The sequence below is a fragment of the Streptococcus sp. HMSC072G04 genome, assembly GCF_001813295.1.
Classification (GTDB): Bacteria; Bacillota; Bacilli; order Lactobacillales; family Streptococcaceae; genus Streptococcus.
In genome coordinates, this window is record NZ_KV812044.1 from 108,054 (window position 1) to 125,536 (window position 17,483).

At 42.1% G+C, this 17,483-nt stretch carries 19 protein-coding genes; 1 reads left to right on the forward strand and 18 read right to left on the reverse strand.

All coding sequences use genetic code 11. The features are described 5' to 3' along the window. Window positions 1–199 (forward strand): hypothetical protein (locus HMPREF2904_RS11815; RefSeq protein ID WP_218108843.1); only part of this gene is annotated, 199 nt, incomplete at its 5' end. A gap of 2 nt (window positions 200–201) precedes the next feature. Here the strand turns inward: HMPREF2904_RS11815 and proC are convergent. The 18 genes from proC to HMPREF2904_RS09915 all read right to left on the reverse strand — a co-directional run bounded on the left by proC (window position 202) and on the right by HMPREF2904_RS09915 (window position 17,233). Continuing rightward, a complete protein-coding gene (proC, locus tag HMPREF2904_RS09830) occupies window positions 202–1,011 on the reverse strand; it encodes a pyrroline-5-carboxylate reductase (RefSeq protein ID WP_070662425.1) in 810 nt (269 codons plus the stop codon). A gap of 3 nt (window positions 1,012–1,014) precedes the next feature. Next, complete coding sequence (locus HMPREF2904_RS09835) at window positions 1,015–2,262, reverse strand: glutamate-5-semialdehyde dehydrogenase (protein WP_070662428.1); 1,248 nt, start codon at window positions 2,260–2,262, stop codon at window positions 1,015–1,017. A gap of 10 nt (window positions 2,263–2,272) precedes the next feature. After that, window positions 2,273–3,382, reverse strand: a complete 1,110-nt coding sequence (gene proB, locus HMPREF2904_RS09840) for a glutamate 5-kinase (protein WP_070662431.1) — start codon at window positions 3,380–3,382, stop codon at window positions 2,273–2,275. A gap of 73 nt (window positions 3,383–3,455) precedes the next feature. After that, on the reverse strand, window positions 3,456–4,346 hold the full coding sequence (locus HMPREF2904_RS09845; protein ID WP_070662434.1) for an RluA family pseudouridine synthase: 891 nt from the start codon (window positions 4,344–4,346) through the stop codon (window positions 3,456–3,458). Continuing rightward, window positions 4,336–4,797, reverse strand: a complete 462-nt coding sequence (lspA, locus tag HMPREF2904_RS09850; protein WP_003001852.1) for a signal peptidase II — start codon at window positions 4,795–4,797, stop codon at window positions 4,336–4,338. The genes HMPREF2904_RS09845 and lspA overlap by 11 nt, the downstream gene beginning before the upstream one ends. A gap of 3 nt (window positions 4,798–4,800) precedes the next feature. Continuing rightward, on the reverse strand, window positions 4,801–5,703 hold the full coding sequence (locus tag HMPREF2904_RS09855; RefSeq protein ID WP_070662437.1) for a LysR family transcriptional regulator: 903 nt from the start codon (window positions 5,701–5,703) through the stop codon (window positions 4,801–4,803). Window positions 5,704–5,982: 279 nt separating this feature from the next. After that, entirely contained in the window at window positions 5,983–7,389 is a 1,407-nt protein-coding gene (gene lacG, locus HMPREF2904_RS09860; RefSeq protein WP_305366829.1) for a 6-phospho-beta-galactosidase, read from the reverse strand. Window positions 7,390–7,476: 87 nt separating this feature from the next. Continuing rightward, a complete protein-coding gene (locus tag HMPREF2904_RS09865) occupies window positions 7,477–9,180 on the reverse strand; it encodes a lactose-specific PTS transporter subunit EIIC (RefSeq protein ID WP_070662443.1) in 1,704 nt (567 codons plus the stop codon). Beyond that, complete coding sequence (locus HMPREF2904_RS09870) at window positions 9,180–9,497, reverse strand: PTS lactose/cellobiose transporter subunit IIA (protein ID WP_009731211.1); 318 nt, start codon at window positions 9,495–9,497, stop codon at window positions 9,180–9,182. The genes HMPREF2904_RS09865 and HMPREF2904_RS09870 overlap by 1 nt, the downstream gene beginning before the upstream one ends. 33 nt (window positions 9,498–9,530) lie before the next feature. Next, window positions 9,531–10,364 carry a PRD domain-containing protein gene (locus HMPREF2904_RS09875; RefSeq protein WP_070662446.1) on the reverse strand — a complete coding sequence of 278 codons (834 nt, stop codon included), beginning with the start codon at window positions 10,362–10,364 and terminating at the stop codon, window positions 9,531–9,533. Window positions 10,365–10,674: 310 nt separating this feature from the next. Continuing rightward, window positions 10,675–11,655: a tagatose-bisphosphate aldolase gene (lacD, locus tag HMPREF2904_RS09880; RefSeq protein ID WP_070587281.1), complete on the reverse strand. Its 981-nt coding sequence runs from the start codon at window positions 11,653–11,655 to the stop codon at window positions 10,675–10,677. Window position 11,656: 1 nt separating this feature from the next. Further along, complete coding sequence (locus HMPREF2904_RS09885) at window positions 11,657–12,586, reverse strand: tagatose-6-phosphate kinase (protein ID WP_070662449.1); 930 nt, start codon at window positions 12,584–12,586, stop codon at window positions 11,657–11,659. Window positions 12,587–12,596: 10 nt separating this feature from the next. Next, entirely contained in the window at window positions 12,597–13,112 is a 516-nt protein-coding gene (gene lacB, locus HMPREF2904_RS09890) for a galactose-6-phosphate isomerase subunit LacB (RefSeq protein WP_003002763.1), read from the reverse strand. Between the two features lie 16 nt (window positions 13,113–13,128). Beyond that, a complete protein-coding gene (gene lacA, locus HMPREF2904_RS09895) occupies window positions 13,129–13,554 on the reverse strand; it encodes a galactose-6-phosphate isomerase subunit LacA (protein WP_003007724.1) in 426 nt (141 codons plus the stop codon). A gap of 201 nt (window positions 13,555–13,755) precedes the next feature. Continuing rightward, window positions 13,756–15,231 (reverse strand): PTS transporter subunit IIC, encoded by a 1,476-nt coding sequence (locus tag HMPREF2904_RS09900; RefSeq protein ID WP_061590826.1) that lies wholly within the window; start codon window positions 15,229–15,231, stop codon window positions 13,756–13,758. Window positions 15,232–15,325: 94 nt separating this feature from the next. After that, window positions 15,326–15,631: a PTS sugar transporter subunit IIB gene (locus HMPREF2904_RS09905; RefSeq protein WP_049472544.1), complete on the reverse strand. Its 306-nt coding sequence runs from the start codon at window positions 15,629–15,631 to the stop codon at window positions 15,326–15,328. 35 nt (window positions 15,632–15,666) lie between these two features. Beyond that, on the reverse strand, window positions 15,667–16,143 hold the full coding sequence (locus tag HMPREF2904_RS09910; protein WP_003007730.1) for a PTS sugar transporter subunit IIA: 477 nt from the start codon (window positions 16,141–16,143) through the stop codon (window positions 15,667–15,669). A gap of 343 nt (window positions 16,144–16,486) precedes the next feature. Next, window positions 16,487–17,233 carry a DeoR/GlpR family DNA-binding transcription regulator gene (locus tag HMPREF2904_RS09915; RefSeq protein WP_061455169.1) on the reverse strand — a complete coding sequence of 249 codons (747 nt, stop codon included), beginning with the start codon at window positions 17,231–17,233 and terminating at the stop codon, window positions 16,487–16,489. Window positions 17,234–17,483 lie beyond the last annotated feature (250 nt).

A 17,483-nucleotide genomic window follows, 5' to 3' on the forward strand; every position in this document is an offset into this window, starting at 1 on the left:
AACTTCAAAGAAGTTCCATGACTTAGTTTTGAATCTAAGGCTTCAAAACTCCCGAGTGCTTGAAACAATCGTGTTTCAAGCACTTTTCTCACGGCGGAAAGTTTCAATAGAGGATTGGATAATTCATTTGTTAGATTTGTATGAAAGAACAGTTTGTAAACGTTCTCCAAACTTGGTTTTGACCAATTATTTTATCTAATTTTATCCTGCCTCTTGTCCCATTTCTTGGGTGCGTTTGTAGGCTGCTTCCACTCCTGCAATAATGTCGCCCCGTAAGCCAACTTGTTCTAGGCGGTTGACTCCTGCGATGGTAGAGCCACCTGGGCTACAAACTGCATCTCGCAAGCGGGCTGGGTGCTCGCCTGTATCTAGGACCATTTGACTAGCGCCTTGGAAGGTCTGTGCCGCCATCTGTAAGGCTTGCTCTCGAGAAAGTCCTAATCCTACTCCTGCATCTGCCATGGCTTCAATCATCTGATAGACAAAGGCTGGCCCACAGCCTGCGACAGCCGTTGCAGGGTCCATCAATTTTTCTTCAATTTCGTAGAGGGCCCCTGCTCCTGCTAAGAGCTGGTTGACCTGGGCTATCTGCTGGTCTGTCACTGCTTGGGAGCGGGCCAGACTGATAACACCTTGACCAATGGCCACAGGCGTATTGGGCATGATGCGAATTAGCCCTAGCTGGCCGTTCTGGATCACGTCAGTCATCTTTTCTAATTCCAGGCCTGCAGCCATGGAAACCAGCAAGAGATTAGAGCGTTGGGCTAAGATGCCTTGATACTCTTCTAAAAGAGGGCAAATCTGATAGGGTTTGACCCCTAAAAAGATTACTTCAGCCTCTTGAAAGACTTGTTCAAGATCAGATGCCGTTCCCCCATACTGGCTGATAAACTCTTGCACCTTTTGAGGAGAACGATTAACCAAGAGCAAGTCTGTGGCAGCCACTTCTTTTGCGACTGCTTTGGCTAGACTAGCTCCCATGTTTCCTAGTCCAATAAATGCTACTTTCATTTCTTACCTCACTTGACCATTTCCACTGACGATATATTTATAACTGGTCATTTCCCGTAGTCCCATCGGTCCACGCGCATGGAGTTTTTGGGTCGAGATCCCCATTTCACAACCTAGGCCAAATTGTCCCCCGTCTGTAAAGCGTGTAGATGCATTGACATAAACGGCTGCTGAATCTACTTGCTTGGTGAAATAAGCGGCTGTCTCAGAATTTTCAGTCACAATAGCATCTGAATGATGGGTGCTGTGCACTTCAATGTGGTCCACCGCTTCCTCAACTCCATCAACGACCTTAACTGCTAAAATATAATCTAAAAATTCCGTATCAAAATCCTGTTCCTGTGCTGCTGTTCCAGAAATGATAGCCTGTGCTTGCTCATCTAGGCGCAACTCAACCGATCTTTCCCGATCATCCACTAAACGCTCTTTAACCAATGGCAAGAAATCAGACGCGATCGCTCGATCCACCAACAAGACCTCCATGGCATTGCAGACAGATGGACGGCTGGTCTTAGCATTTTCAATAATGGCGAGTGCTTTCTGGAAGTCAGCATCTTTATCCACATAGACATGGACAATACCAGTTCCTGTCTCGATCACGGGGACAATGGCATTTTCAACCACCGCTTGGATCAAGCCTGCACCACCACGTGGAATAAGCAAGTCCAGATAGCCCTTAGCCTTCATCATTGCAAGGCTCGATGCTCGACTCGTATCTTGGATCAGTTGGAGAAGATCTGGATTGAGTCCAGCTTCTTCCAATCCAACTTTGAGGGCTGTCACGATCGCTTGAGCAGAATGAAAGGCATCCTTTCCAGTACGAAGGACTACTGCATTTCCACTCTTAATGGCAAGCGCTGCAGCATCTGACGTTACATTTGGACGGCTTTCATAAATGATGCCAATAACACCCATGGCGACTCGAACTTTCTGGATTTCAAGACCATTTTCCAAGACTTCAGTATCCAGCACTTCCCCAATCGGATCTGGCAGGTCTATTAAAGCACGAATTCCTTGGGCCATCCCTGCAATCCGCTCTTGATCAAGAAAGAGGCGATCCAGCATGACTTCAGAGATCTTCCCTCGTGCCGCTTCCATATCGATCTGATTGGCTACTAAAATGGCTTCCGTCGCTTTCAAAAGCTGGCTAGCCATGGCATCCAAGGCCTGATTTTTAAGAGCTGTATTGGCTGTATTGATGCTTTTCTTAGCTGATCTGGCTAAGGCTAATTGTTCTTGTGTTGTTCCCATACGTTTTCCTCTAGAATTCTGTAAAGAGTAGGTCAATCTCAGGAGTTACCGAGATCCAATCATCCCGGTGGATGAGGATTCCCTTAGCTTTTTTAGATTGGAGCATATCACGCACAGCTGATTGACCGAGATGGACCTTGCCTTTTCCTAGTAATTGACCAGTCTCTTGATGATAGACACTGACGATGTCGTGATAAGAAAAATCGCCTTCTGCCTTGGTCACACCAGAAATCAATAGACTCTTTCCATGATCCAACAGAGCTTCCGCTGCTCCAGCATCCACCCAAACGGCACCTTTACTTTCTGCATAAAAGGCTAGCCATTGCTTCTGGGTTTTTAAGCCTTTGTCCTCTGCAAGGAAGTAACTGCCATCTGCTTGATCTTCTGCTGCTTCGATCAAGGCATCAGGCTTGAGAGACGAGCAAATATAGACAGGAACCCCAGACTCGGTCGCAAGGGTCGCTGCCTTGAGCTTGGTCAGCATACCGCCGGTCCCGTTGCTACTGCCAGCACCACCAGCCATCTCGATCATCTCGCGAGAAATGTGTTCGATTCGATCCAAGCGCTTAGCTGTTGGATCCTGAGAAGGATTGGCTGTATAGAGACCATCGACATCTGTTAAAAGCGCCAAAAGATCAGCTTGAACCATGGCTGCAACCTGCGCACTCAAGGTATCATTGTCTCCTACTTTTAACTCAGCAATCGAGACCGTATCGTTTTCATTGATAATCGGGATGGCCCCACGATTAAGCAAGACAGAAAGGGCCTGGTGGGCATTCTTATAACGCCGCTGATCCGCAAAGTCATCCTGGGTCAACAAAATCTGCGCAGAAACAATATTGCGTAAGAGCAGGTTGGCTGTATATTCTTCCATCAGTAAGCCTTGCCCAACTGCCGCAGAGGCTTGCTTGTCTGCCACCTTGGTCGGCCGTTTCTTAAAACCAAGGGCACCAAATCCAGCTGCAACTGCCCCCGATGAAACCAAGATCAACTCATGACCTGATTCATGTAAGAGAGCCAACTGCTGGGTAATGATCTTGACCTTCTGTCTAGAGAGACTCCCATCAGGATTGGTCAAAGACGAGGTCCCTACTTTAAAGACGATTCTTTTTGCTTTCATCGCTATGTTTCTTTCTAATACTATTTATTTCGTATCTAATGAAAGTGACTGAATCTCCATTCAGCCATCTTCATTATCCTTTTCGAAGGTCTTCCAGCGTTTTCTCAAAGATCACTGGCACTTCTGCTGTAAATTCCAAGGTCTCGCCTGTGCGAGGGTGGGTAAAACCGAGTGTCCGCGCATGAAGAAACTGTCCTTGTCCTTTAAGTGTCTTCTTAGGACCATAAGCAGGATCTCCAGCCACTGGATGGCCAATATAGGCCATGTGCACCCGAATCTGGTGGGTCCGACCAGTCTCCAGTTGCAACTCTACCAAGGTGTAATTCCCAAAACGTTCCAAAACTTGAAAACGGGTCACTGCAGGTTTTCCTTTAGCCGTCACCGCCTGTTTTTTCCGGTCCTTTTCACTGCGACCAATTGGGGCTTCAATCATCCCACGATCGTTCGGAAGGTTGCCATGAACAATGGCCCAATACTTCCGTAGAGATTTTTTGTCTTTAAGTTCCTCTGCTAAGGCGACGTGGGCTTGGTCATTTTTTGCGACCATCAAGAGACCTGACGTGTCTTTATCGATCCGATGAACGATCCCTGGACGCAATTCCCCATTGATCCCTGAAAGGTCCTTGACATGGTATAAGAGCGCATTGACCAAGGTCCCACTGGTATGACCAGCACTTGGGTGAACAACCATGCCTTGTGGCTTATTGACCACCACAACATCCTGGTCCTCATAGACGATGTCTAAGGGCAAATCTTCTGCTTCATAGCTGACCTCTTCCACTTCTGGTACTTCATACTGGATGATGTCCCCTTCTTTGACTGTGTACTTGGCTTTTTTCACAGTCCCATTGACCAGAACTTTTCCTTCTTTGATCTGCTCATTGGCCACAGCTCGTGACAAGGGAGTCAAATCCGCTAAAGCCTTATCCAGTCGCGCACCGGCTACTTCAATTTTAATTTCCATGCGTTTCCTCTTTCAACATCAGGATCAGGAGCAAGAAAACTCCAACTGTCAAATAACTATCTGCTACATTAAAAATAGCAAAATTCATAAAATCCAGGTGGAACATATCGACCACGAAGCCCTGACGCAGGCGATCGATAAAATTCCCCAATCCACCTGCAATAACCAAGGTCAAGCCTGTCACCATCCAAAGCGACCCCTTGAGATGCTTATAGAGATAGTAAAAGGCCCCTACCATCACGACTAGAGTGATGAGGGTAAAGAACCATTGCTGATTTTCAAGAAGCGAAAAAGCTGCACCTGTGTTTTGAAGATAAGTCAGACTAACCACATGGGGAATAAAAGATTTGACGACCCCCAGTGGAATGTTCTTCACCACATACCATTTGACCAGCTGATCCAGTAGGACCAATAGGACGATCGCTACTGGGACCATTGTTTTTCTCTTCATTTCTTACCTCTTTTGATCAAAATATTCTACCATGACCTCGACAAACTTCTCTGCTACAGGAGAAAGATCCATCTCTTCGCGTTTGACATAGACCATTTTATTGTCCAAGTTATCTTCCAAAGGAATCACGGTGATCCCATTCACGGACTGGCTATCTAAAAAGCCTGATCCCGTCGCATAAGCATCTGTCCGCTCCAAGATCCCATTCAAAGTAGCCCGGTCGGTCACATTGAACATTTGTGAGCTCGAGCTGGTATCGACAAAGTTCTCTGAATAATAGAGGTACTCATCTTTTTCTTGGGTAAAACGAACAGTTGGCAACTGAGCTAGATCTTCCATAACCAGTTTTTTCTTCTTAGCCAGAGGGTGTCCCTTACGAAGGTAAATATGAGTCTGAAAAGGAATCAAATCCACCACTTCAAGCCCTAATTTATCAACCCGTTGCATAATCCCCTTGGTATTTTGACGGTTGAGATAAATAATCCCCAACTCACTATGTCCTTGAGCCACTTCGTCCAAAATTTGAACCGTCGTTGATTCAAAGATGCGGAAGTTTTTATTTTCCGGATAGCGGATCGAAAATTCCGTCATCAAAGGTGGCAAGAAGTCATAGTGTTGACTAGAAATAGAGAATTCTTTCTTCTCTTCTTCAGGACTGGCATATTGATTTTGAAAAATATCAAACCCTTTGACCACATCCTGCGCTTTTTCATAAAATTCCATTCCTCGACGGGTCAAAAAAGTACCAGAACTAGTCCGACGAAAAATCTTAAAACCCAGTTCTTTTTCCATATCTCTGACGGAGATGGACAAGCTAGGCTGACTCACATACATTTTTTCAGCAGCCTCACGAAAAGTACCACTATTAGCAATCGCCACTACATATCGTAATTGTTGTATATTCATTCTATTTTCCTTATTACAGTATCGATCTATTATACCATAAATTAGGGGCTGAAAGAAGAGATCCGTTTAAGAGACCTTCTTCTAGTAAAAATAAAAAAGAGAGTGGGACAGAAATCGGTAATTCGTTAGAATTCGATTTCGTCGTCCCACCTCCGCACAGTTGAGTAGGGCTGTAAAAGCTGATGAAATCAGCGTAGTAGAGCCCACTCAACCACTGCGTCTTGCTCGACAATCCAAAAATAATCAAGAGGCTAGGACTTCTGTCCCAGCCTCTTATACTTATTCAATCACTTGGCTTTCGGCTACCTTCTTATACCAATGAGCCGATTTCTTTGGATAGCGCTCTTGGGTTTCAAAGTCTACATAGAAGAGACCATAGCGTTTTTCATAACCATTAGACCAAGAGAAGACGTCCATGAGAGACCAGATGAAGTAACCTTTGACATTAGCACCATCTGCAATCGCATCAGACAAGACCTCCAAGTGTTGCTTCACATAATCAATCCGGCCATCATCATAAACCGTATTGTCCACAAATTCATCTTTGTATCCCAATCCGTTTTCAGTGATGTAGATCTTTTTGTAGTTTGGATAATCTTTCTTAACACGCATGATTTGGTCATACAAACCTTGAGGGTAGATGATCCAATCCCAGTCTGTACGAGGGACATAGTCAGGAGCTACACGACGTCCAACACCTTTGATTTGGTATTTAGAGCTTCCTTTTTCCCCTTTGCCGTTATGAATGATTTCTGTTTCGCCGTCAAAAGCTTCCATCCAGTCACTCATGTAGTAGTTAATTCCAAGGAAGTCGTTCAAATCTTTAGCTGCTTCAAGCGCTGCAAAGTCTTCGTCACGAAGATCCAAGCTACCACCATTGACAGATAAGATGTGATTAACCCCTTCCATAGTTTCATCGGAATAGTGACCAAGGTAGGTTGCATCTAGAATAAATTTGTTGTGAATGATATCTTCCAACTCAGCCGCACGTACGTCTGCAGGATTTTTAGGATCCAATGGATACTTAGTTGGAAGGGCGTGAACAACCCCGATTTCACCTTTATAACCTTTGTCTTTGTACAATTTCACAGCACGTGCATGAGAAACCATCATATTGTGGTGAGATTGGAAGACTTTGGCAAGGTCATACTGAATTCCAGGTGGGAATTTTCCGACTAAGTATTGACCATCTCCGATTGGGCCTATTTCATTGAAGGTTGTCCAGTAGTTGACTTCTGGGAATTCTTCAAAACAGAAGGCCGCATAATCTACAAAATGTTCGATGTTTTCACGGTTCAAGAAGTCTCCATTTGAGTGAAGAGCTTCAGGTGTATCAAAGTGGTGAAGAGTTACGAATGGTTCTACATGACGTTTATGACATTCTGCAAATAAGTTATGGTAGAACTCCACCCCTTTTGGATTGACTTCACCATAGCCAGTTGGGAAAATACGTGACCAAGCAATGGAAATCCGTATACCATTGACCCCATATTCTTCCGCCAACTGTAAGTCTACTGGATATTTATGGTAGAAATCACTCGCTGGTTCTGCTGTATACCAATAGTTATCAGCTAAGTATTTGTCCCAAGCAACTGGTCCTTTTTCGTCAGTATGGGTAGCTCCTTCTGCTTGATAGGCAGCCGTTGCCCCACCAAAAATAAAATCTTTAGGAAGTGTTTTTGTCATTTTTTCACCTATTTCTTGATTGTATAAAATGAAAAGTGAGGGGAGAGGAGTTAGTGAGCCATCCATCTCCATCTCACTTATTCGTTCTTATTCTTCAAACTGCGCTTGAACAAATGCAAGGGCACCTTGTCCATCGCGGGTCAATTTAATGTACTGAGCACCTTCTGTCTTCGCCAGTTTGATGCCTAGTTTATCTGTTTCAGCCTTCATATCTTCATAGTTTGAAGCTACTTGAGGAGCAAGAATAACAAGGTCAAATTCTGGCAACATTTCACGGTGAGCACCATAGCCACCTGCTGCTGCTTTGACAGGAACATTGTATTCTGCTGCTGCCTTGTTCAAGGCATTGGCAAGGAGTCCACTGGTACCACCACCGGCACATAGAACCAAGACGTTTGTTTCTTTTGTGATATTGTTTTGAACTGGTTCGTCTTCAACACCTGCTTTTTCAAGAATAGCGTCTGCTTTAGCAGTGTTAAAGTTTGCAGCGACTTTTTCTTTCAAGCTGTCGTTAGCTTTACCAGAACGTTCTTCTTCAAGAATTTGTTCATCATAAACCTTCACGAATGGGTAGTAAATGATCACGTCTACTACAACAAGAAGTGCAGCAAGGATGAAGGAAAGAACTTGGAAGTTCGTACCAAGGACAATTCCGAGAGGACCAGGTGTTACCCATGGAAGGTTAGCGGAGAAGGAGTTCATTCCCAAGGTATCAACAAAGAATTTGAAGATCCAGACGTTTGCGATTGGAGCAAAGATAAATGGAATGAAGAAAGTTGGGTTCAATACGATTGGAGCCCCGAAGAGAATTGGTTCATTGACCCCAAAGAAGGTAGGAACGACGGAAGCACGTCCGATTGCACGGTTACGTTCAGACTTACACAACCACATGAAGAGGAATGGAACAATCAAGGTTGCACCAGTACCACCCATGGTAACGATAAACATTTGAGTCCCAGAAGTGATGACTTTATCTGCGTGTTGGCCTGCTTGAAGCAAGTGTAAGTTGTTATCAATATTTGCATAAGTGATCGCCGCAATCGCTGGTTCTACGATAGAAGGACCGTGGATACCAACAAACCAGAAGAAGGCATAAGCACCAAAGATAAGGGTAATTCCAAGATAACCGTCTGCCGCAGAGAACAATGGAGCTAGAAGTGTTCCGATTGATTCTGCAACGGTTACACCGATAGCACCTTTAACAATCAATTCAAATGCATACAAGAGAACAATTGAAACTGTGAATGGAATCAAGTCTTTGAAGACTTGTGAAATATTCGGTGGAACCTCGTCTGGCATGCGAATCGTCACATTATTTTTCACACAGACCTTATAAACATTAACTGTAACAAAGGCTGCAATGAAGGCTGTCAACAGACCTTTTGTCCCCATGAAGGCTGTAAGAATGCCACCATCTTTACCAGGTTCTGCTGCCATGAGTAGAAAACCAACCATAGTAGCGAGCATGGTAGAAAGGTAGTTAATTTGATTGGTTGCTGGCAGATCTCGGTTCATAGAATCGGTCAACGCTTTAGCAGTTGTTCCTCCAACAAAGAAGGCTAAGATCCCCATTGAGTAGTTGTATGGGGTCATCAAGAAGCTTTCCATCTCTTTTGACCAGTGGAAGCCCCAAGCATTTGGCACGTAGGCAATCAAGATGAAGATAGATGAGAAGAGGATCACAGGCATCCCTGCAATGAAGCCATCCCGAATCGCTCGCAAATATTTGTTTCGAGAAATCTTTTCAAAGAAAGGTTTCCCTTTTTCAATTAGTTCAATCAGTTTATTCATTATTTTGCTCCTCTTTTATATAGTTCAATCAGATGGTGAATCACGTCTTTTAATAAGATCGTTGTCATGAGATGGTCTTGACCATGCATCATGGTGATGCTATAAGGGATTTCTTCTCCTGCAGCTTCTTGCGCTAGCATAGTCGTTTGAGATTTGTGAGCCTCAGCGATACAGCTACCTGCTTCTTCTACTAAGGATTCTGCTTTCGCAAAATCACCATTTTCAGCAGCTTTTAATGCTTCCATCAATTTTGATCGAGCGTCACCGGCATAAGCGACAATTTCAAACCCAAGTAATTGGACTTCTTCTTTATTCATTGTTGGTTCCTCCTTATGATACCTTTTGAAATTTTATAATAGACGTTGAATATGAAGGGCTAAATAGACTTTTTCATTAGGAGATATCTTAGCTCCAGTCTGTTCAGCGATGGTTTGGTAGATCTGATGACTGATCTCATAAGCCTTTGGATAGCTTAGCTGGATCAGTTGTTCCATCTCGCTCAAGCCTTCAGGATCCTCTCTTCCCTTATCTAGAGAGTCTAGGAAATAATTGAGATGGATCATAAAGCGATCGTAGAAATGACTGTTTTCTTCTTTCCGTTTCAATCCATTTTGAGCTAGTTTTTCTTCTACAGCTTTCAAAATCGCTTGACGATCTTGGACATCAGGATCCTGCTCATGAATCATTTCCCCTTGTGCATTGATGAAGTGATAGGCGATACGATTCACTTCATCATCAGGAAATTGATCCAATAGCCTGTTTCGAAAGATTTCAATCGCTTCCTTTGCGATTTTATAGGGAATCGGATGCATAGCAGACGCATCAGGTAGATCACTGTGTTTGTATCTTCCCTGTTGAACCGCCTGGTAAGAACAAAAGATGTGATCTGTTAGTGTCACATAGATATATTCTTGAACAGGATAGGCATATTTCTTAGACAAGGTATCAATCACTTCATAAGTGGTTGTAATGAAATCAAGAGGAACATCCTTTAGAAGGGCCATAAAGTTTTCTCTTGATTCATCCGTGTTTAAACGAAATACTTTTTCGACCTTATCCTCAGCTACTAGATCATGTTTCTTTTTTCCAAAAGCAATCCCACTCCCAACAACAATTAACTCTTGTTGAAGTTCATTTTGAACCAAAGCAACATTATTGTTCATTGGATGGATAATACGATACATGAGACTCTCCTTTGTAAAATTTGTTAAAAGCAAATAAAAATGACCACGAAGCAACTGAAAAAACTAGCCTATGCTAATTATTCAATCTACTTGTGGTCACGCCTAATCTAACTTAGTAACGCTCACTGCTATTTAACTTATGAACTTATTCTATCATAAGTTTTTTATTTTGTAAACCCTTACAGCGAAAATTTTTAAACATTTTTTTATAAAAAATAAACAAAGCCTAAATATAATGAAGAACATTGGAAGGAATTTCTTCCTTCCAATGTTCTAAATGTTGCTTTAGGAGGCAATAACGATTTGTTTCTTACACGCGTTCTGTCCAAGGTGTTGCCACTTTAGCCAAGACCGCATTCAATTCTTCAATATTTTGACGACCTTCTGTACGAAGCCATTCACGAGCAGCTGCTTCTCCATCTTTGATGTAAGCTTCTACTGAACCTGCCCATGTCGCACGTCCACAAAGAACACCGTTGAAGTTAGCACCTGATTCATGAGCAAATTCCAAAGTTTCTTGGAAGAGTTTTGCTGATACACCAGCACTGAGGTAGATGTATGGAAGGTTAGTTGCTTCTTCTTGTTCTTTAAAGAAGGCAGCCGCTTCTTCACGACTATAGACAACTTCACCTTCTCCAAATCCTTCCACGTAGTTGACATTGACAGGAACTTCTACTTTCAATACATCGATATTGAAACGAGGATCTGAGAAGACTTTCATAGCTTCAATGACTTTACGAGGTTTCACTTTTGCATATTCAGCAGAGGTTGCATCTGCAATTCCTTCGTCATAAGCCAAGATTTCAAGGAAGAACGGAATGTCTTCTGCCACACATTCTGAACCGATGCGTTCGATATAAGCTTGTTTTTCTTGGTTGAGTTCTTCTGCACTATCTACATCATAGTAGAGCAAGAATTTCACAGCATCTGCACCTTGTTCTTTGATGCGTTTTGCTGACCAAAGGTTCAAGCAGTCAGGCAAACGTTTGGTGCTAGATGTATCGTAACCAGTCTTTTCGTATGCAAGCAAGAGCCCAGCATCTTTGTCCAAGGCTTTCGTAGCAGGCAAACCATATTCTGGGTCCAACAACATTGAGGAAGCATATTTTGTCAATTCATCTGCTACAAGAACTTTCAATTCTTCCATTTGTGCTACAGTTGGCTCAGTGTCTTGGTATTTGGCCATCAAGCGTTTCAAAGCCCCACGTTGGTCGAAGGCCAAAGCTGAAATAACACCGTCTTTTGTACTAAGACGTTCCAAATAGTTGCGTTTTTGTTCTGTTAATACCATTTTATACCTCTTTTACGATTAATTGTTGATACAAGGCATCATAGTGCCCCATGTTGACATGTCCTGTTTGTGCTTCTTGCGCATTTAACATTCCAAGAACATTTGCTTTCTTGAGCAAGTCTGCGTCACTCTCATGATGATAGAGACCAGATGCAATCCCTGCAACAGTCGAATCACCAGATCCGACTGGATTGACGACATCAATCTTAGGAATATCTACCTTATAGAAGACATCCCCATGCTTCGCAAAAGCGCCATTTGCTCCAAGGGAGACAATCACCCATTCGATGCCATCAAAGAGAGAATCCTGAATAACTTCTTTTAAGTCTTCCACATCCTTACTCACTTCTTTCCCTAACAATTGAGACAACTCTTCATTGTTGGGCTTAATGACTGTAGGCTTGACATCTGCTTGAATGGCAGCTTCTAAAGAAGCCCCCGAGCAGTCGAGCACGACTGGTTTTCCAGCTTCCCTTGCAATCTTGACCAAGCTAGCATAGTAATCCACTGGTAAACCAGCAGGAAGACTACCTGAGATGGCAACAACTTCCACTTGATCGATCAAGTGACGGTAATGTTGAAGGAAACCTTGCCCTTCTTTCTCAGAAATCGTTGGACCTTTTTCTAAGATTTCTGTTTGCTTGCCTTCGTGAAGGATGGCGATACAATTTCGTGTATCTCCTTCAATCTCAAAGAAAAGTTCCTCTATTCCTTCTCCTAAATGATCGAGAATGAATTGACCAGTTCGACCACCAAGTAGTCCGGTCGCTGCCACTGGATCCTTGATCTCAGAAAGTACACGGGTGACATTGAGACCTTTCCCACCGGCTGTCTTACTCACCTCAGCCACTCGATTGACTGTATCCAACTGGAGTACATCCAAAGGATAAGAGATATCAATCGACGGGTTCATCGTGACCGTTAATATCATATGTCACCTCTTAGTCGTGGTATTCACCACGGTCCCATTTTTCAAGGAATTCTGTAAAGAAATCAGCATCCGCTTGATGGGCATTATGGGTTTCCACATGTTGGATCTTAGCGATCAATTTTTTATTTTCTTCAGTTGGTTTGTATTCAGCGTGGATGAATGCTTCAATGATATCGCACATGAGCAATTCACCAGTAATTTTACCACCAAAGCCGATCACATTCGCGTTCAATTCTTCTTTAGCATAAAGAGCAGTTGTCATATCGCGTACCAAGGCAGAACGGATACCAGGTACTTTGTTAACAGCATTGTTGATCCCAACACCAGTACCACAGATACAAACACCAAGATCTGCTTGGCCACTTGCTACGGCTTCACCGACTTTCTTACCAAAGATTGGATAGTGAGTACGTGTATGGTCATAAGTCCCAAAATCGAGTACTTCATATCCTTTTGATTTCAAAAAATCAGAAACAGCCATTTTTTCATTTGTCACAATGTGATCACAACCAATTGCAATTCTCATTTGAATTCTCCTCTCATTAGCACATCTTATTCAACATATCGACACGGATTTGGTGACGGCCACCGTCGTATTTACCATTGACGAAGCCTTTGGCAATGTTCTTGGCCAATTCATCCCCAACAATTTCAGCACCCATGGTAATCATTCGAGAATTGTTGTGTCCACGTGTCATATAAGCAGAACGTTCATCTGAAACTTCTGCTGCCACCATTCCTTTGATTTTAGTTGCAACCATAAATGGACCAGCACCGTAAGCATCAATCACGATTCCAAGATTTTGATCGTTTTTGTTCACTTCGCTTGCAACTGCAAGTGTCACATCTACAAAATCTTGACCTTCAGCAGTTACATCCACAACATCGAAGTTTTCTTTTACAAGAAACTCTTTCACGAGATCTTTTAATCTTAATCCTGCAGCATCTGCACCAATTACAATAGACATGTCCTGTCCTCCTTTTGTTCGTTTCAGCAAATATCTCTGTTGTTAAATTTTCACAAAGAAACATTTTCTTACTTTTTATATTATATTACACCTATTTTGAACGAAAGTCAACATTAAATTGTTTATTTTCGAACATTTTTTAAAATAAAAACACCATATCCACAAAAGATATGGTGTCAGTTTTCAAACTACATATGACGATTATTTTGCATTTGCAGCATATTCTTCGTTACGTTTGATCATTTGTTTTCTGTACCAAGCGAAGATTCCAATATAGAATGCCAAGAAGACAACTACACCAAGGATTGCTTTGATATCACCAGTTGTTGCGTTACCGATTGTCCAACCGAGCAATTTTTCAACTGGTCCTTCAAGAGTTGAGTGAGTGATCAATTGAGTAGAAGCTACCCCTTTAGGGAAGGCATCAACACTCTTAGCCAATTGAGTTGCAAATGGTGCAATCAATGTTCCTGAAAGAAGGAAGAGTGGCAAGAGAAGGCTTCCGAAGATGATCATACGGATCAATTTACCGCGTGTTACAACCAACAAGGCTGGAGTTACACCCATAGCAATGATACCTGCAAGTGGCAAGATACCATTTCCGACTTTAGAAAGAAGCACTGCTTCGATCAACATGATTGGTGCAAGTACGTTCGCACAAGCCCAGATTTCAGCACGACCAGCGATAAATGGCCAGTCCAAACCGATGTTGAATTTACGTCCTTGAAGACGTTTAGTAGCAACGTTTGTAATACCTTGTGACAATGGTTCTACCGCTGCGATGAACCAAGAACCGATCAATGAGAACAATTCCAAGCAGACACCGGCAGTCAAACCAAGGCTCAACCAACCTTTAATAACCAATTCCCATTTGTCCGCATCTGCGACACCAGCAACTGGATGTGGAGTACCCATGATACCGATGACGATACCAAGAAGGAAACCGATAAAGAATTTAGATCCCCAGAAACCGATCTTCTTGTTCAATTTAGCAGCGTCGAAGTCGTATTTATCAAGACCTGGGAAGAATTTGTCAAAGATTTTATCCAAGACCATGATGATTGGGTTCATCATGTAGTTCATGTGAGTTGAAGTCATAGGTGATGAACTTGGTGCATTCAAAAGATCATCAAATGTTGGTTTCATCAAGTCTGAGTTGATGATTTTCATAATCCCTACAAGGACAACTGCAAGAGTTGCAACGAAAAGTGAAACTCCTTGGCTGACACCGTTGTTGTCAGCATACCATTTGATCAAAAGACCAGTGATAGACAAGTGCCAGATATCGAAGATATCGACGTCAAGTGTATCAGTTTTCTTGATCGCAAGCATGATAACGTTGACGATCAACATAATCAACAAGAAGTAAAGTGTCCAGGCAGACCCCCAAGTAATGGTCGCAAGAGGCGCCCAACCAACGTCAGTGATATTCAATTGAATACCAGTGTTCTCAACGAATTTTGCAAGAGACGCTGAGAAAGCTCCATTCAACATACCGATGATGGCACCGATACCAGTAAGGGCGATGGCAAGTTTAATACCACCTTCAAGGGCTTTAGAGAATTTCACTCCAAACAAGAGAGCCAATAAAGTCAAGACGATCAACATGATGATCGGAGCACCCATGTCTAGGATGGGTTTGAAAAACTTATTGGCAAAATCAATAATGCCATTCATAATAAATCCTCCCGATTTATAATTTGTTATATTAGGCTTTAATCGTTCCCAATTTTATCATTGGATAACGCTTACAAACTGTTTTAAAAAAATATTAACTTAATCCATGTTCTTTAATGGCAGCTTCGATGTTATCAAAGACTGGCGCACTCATTGCTGGAATACGGAATAAAATTGGTCCTGCTTCTACCACTGGAATACCAGGATCGAATCCCAAATCAGTTGCAGCAATTGGAGTAAAGATGTCATAACCTGAAATCAAGTCTTCATTGACGTCTTTGACCATGACAGCGTCACAACGCACATCATAACCGCGGTTTGACAACTCTTCTTCCAACGCACTCTTTATTTGATGGCTAGAGTTAACACCTGCACCACAGGCAGCTAAAATTTTAATCATTTGGATGTCCTCCATTATAAATATTTACGAATGTTTTAGGAAATAGTTTCCGTAATGTATTGATAAAGCTTATCTTCACTATCTAATTTTGATAGAGCTTCGAGATTTCCATTGGATGTAAAGAAATCCATCAGCTGGGCCAAAATATTGGTTTGGCTAGAGCTTGAATTGTTGATAATGAAGAATAAAAGTGAAACTTGAACTTCCTTATCTGGAGCAATCATATTATGGAAGGTTACGGGTTGATCCAAACGAACCACGACCACATTCTCAGTGAGATTATGGACAATGTCTGTGTGCGGGATCGCCACATTTGGTAAGTCCTTACCAAGAAATTCCATGTCTAATCCAGTCGGGAAAGACTTTTCACGCTCAATCAAAGCGGAACGATAGGTTGGTGTCACAATCTGTCGCTCTTCCAATAAGCTCGCTACTTGCTCAAAAAGATCTGTTTGATCCTTGGCATGTAGGCAAAATACAAGATCTTTGTTAAAGAGTTGATTTAATCCCATTGTTGCCACCTCCTTATCTAACTATTTATTTTATGATTAGAGTATATCACTATATTGATTGATTGTCAATCATTTTTTGTCGTATTTTGTTTATTTTTGTTTATATTCCTCTTTAAAGCGCTTCCTAACCGTCATTTTCTAACATTATTAAAAAAGTAAAAAGAGAGTGGGACAGAAATCGGTAATTCGTTAGAATTCGATTTCGTCGTCCCACCTCCGCACAGTTGAGTAGGGCTGTAAAAGCTGATGAAATCAGCGTAGTAGAGCCCACTCAACCACTGCGTCTTGCTCGACAATCCAAAAATAATCGAGAGGCTAGGACTTTTGTCCCAGCCTCTTGATCTTAAATGATTTTCGTATAAAAGCCATATTTGTCTTTGATCTTTTTAGGAATGCTATCATCGGTAATAATGGCATTTAGATCTTCCACACGATAGAAACTGTAGAAGGAATAACTATCAAACTTGCTGTTATCGGCTACCACATATTTCTCTATTGCATTGTTTAGAATAATGGCATTGCCATTTCCTTCTTCTTCATTAGCTGTAGAGACACTATGGCCATCGATTCCATTGACCCCGATAAAGGCTTTAGAAACCTTGATTTCTTTCAAGAGTTTATTAGCAAATTGACCGACAAAAGTTTGCGTCTTCACCCGGTAACGACCACCAACTAAGATCAGGTCATAATTTGGGAAATCCTTGAGCTTCTCAAAAATTGGTAGGGAATTGGTGACGATGCTAATTTCTTTCCCTTCCAAATAATCTCCGATAAAGTCTGTTGTTGTACCAGAGCCAATAAAGACGGTATCCCCATTTTCGATCAAGTCTGCACATTTTTTGGCAATGGATCGTTTCTCATCAATATTGATCAGATTTTTCTCACTGTGAGAAGCTTCTAATAAACTATCTTTGACTTTTTTGTGGGCCCCACCATGTACGCGAACTAAAAGACCTTGTTTTTCAAGATCAATCAGATCGCGACGAATGGTCATGTCTGTCACCCCAAAAAGTTCCTTGAGCTCTTTGACCGATACCACACTTTTTCGATCCAGTTCCTGAAGAATTTCAACATGTCTGCTATCTTTCATGGTACTACTTCCATTCCTACTATATTTGTCTCTATTATACTACTTTTTTCAAAAAACACAAATTCAAACATTATATTAACAAGAGTAAACATGATATTTTTATAATAGATAAAAGAAAAAAGCCTTCCGTAAATCCGGAAAGCTTTGATTTATGCTATTTCTAGCTTCCTCACCTTAATATTTCAAGGCTCGGGATAAAAAGGTTCACTGAACCTTTTTATTTTGCGATCGGGTAAACAGAAACTTGTTT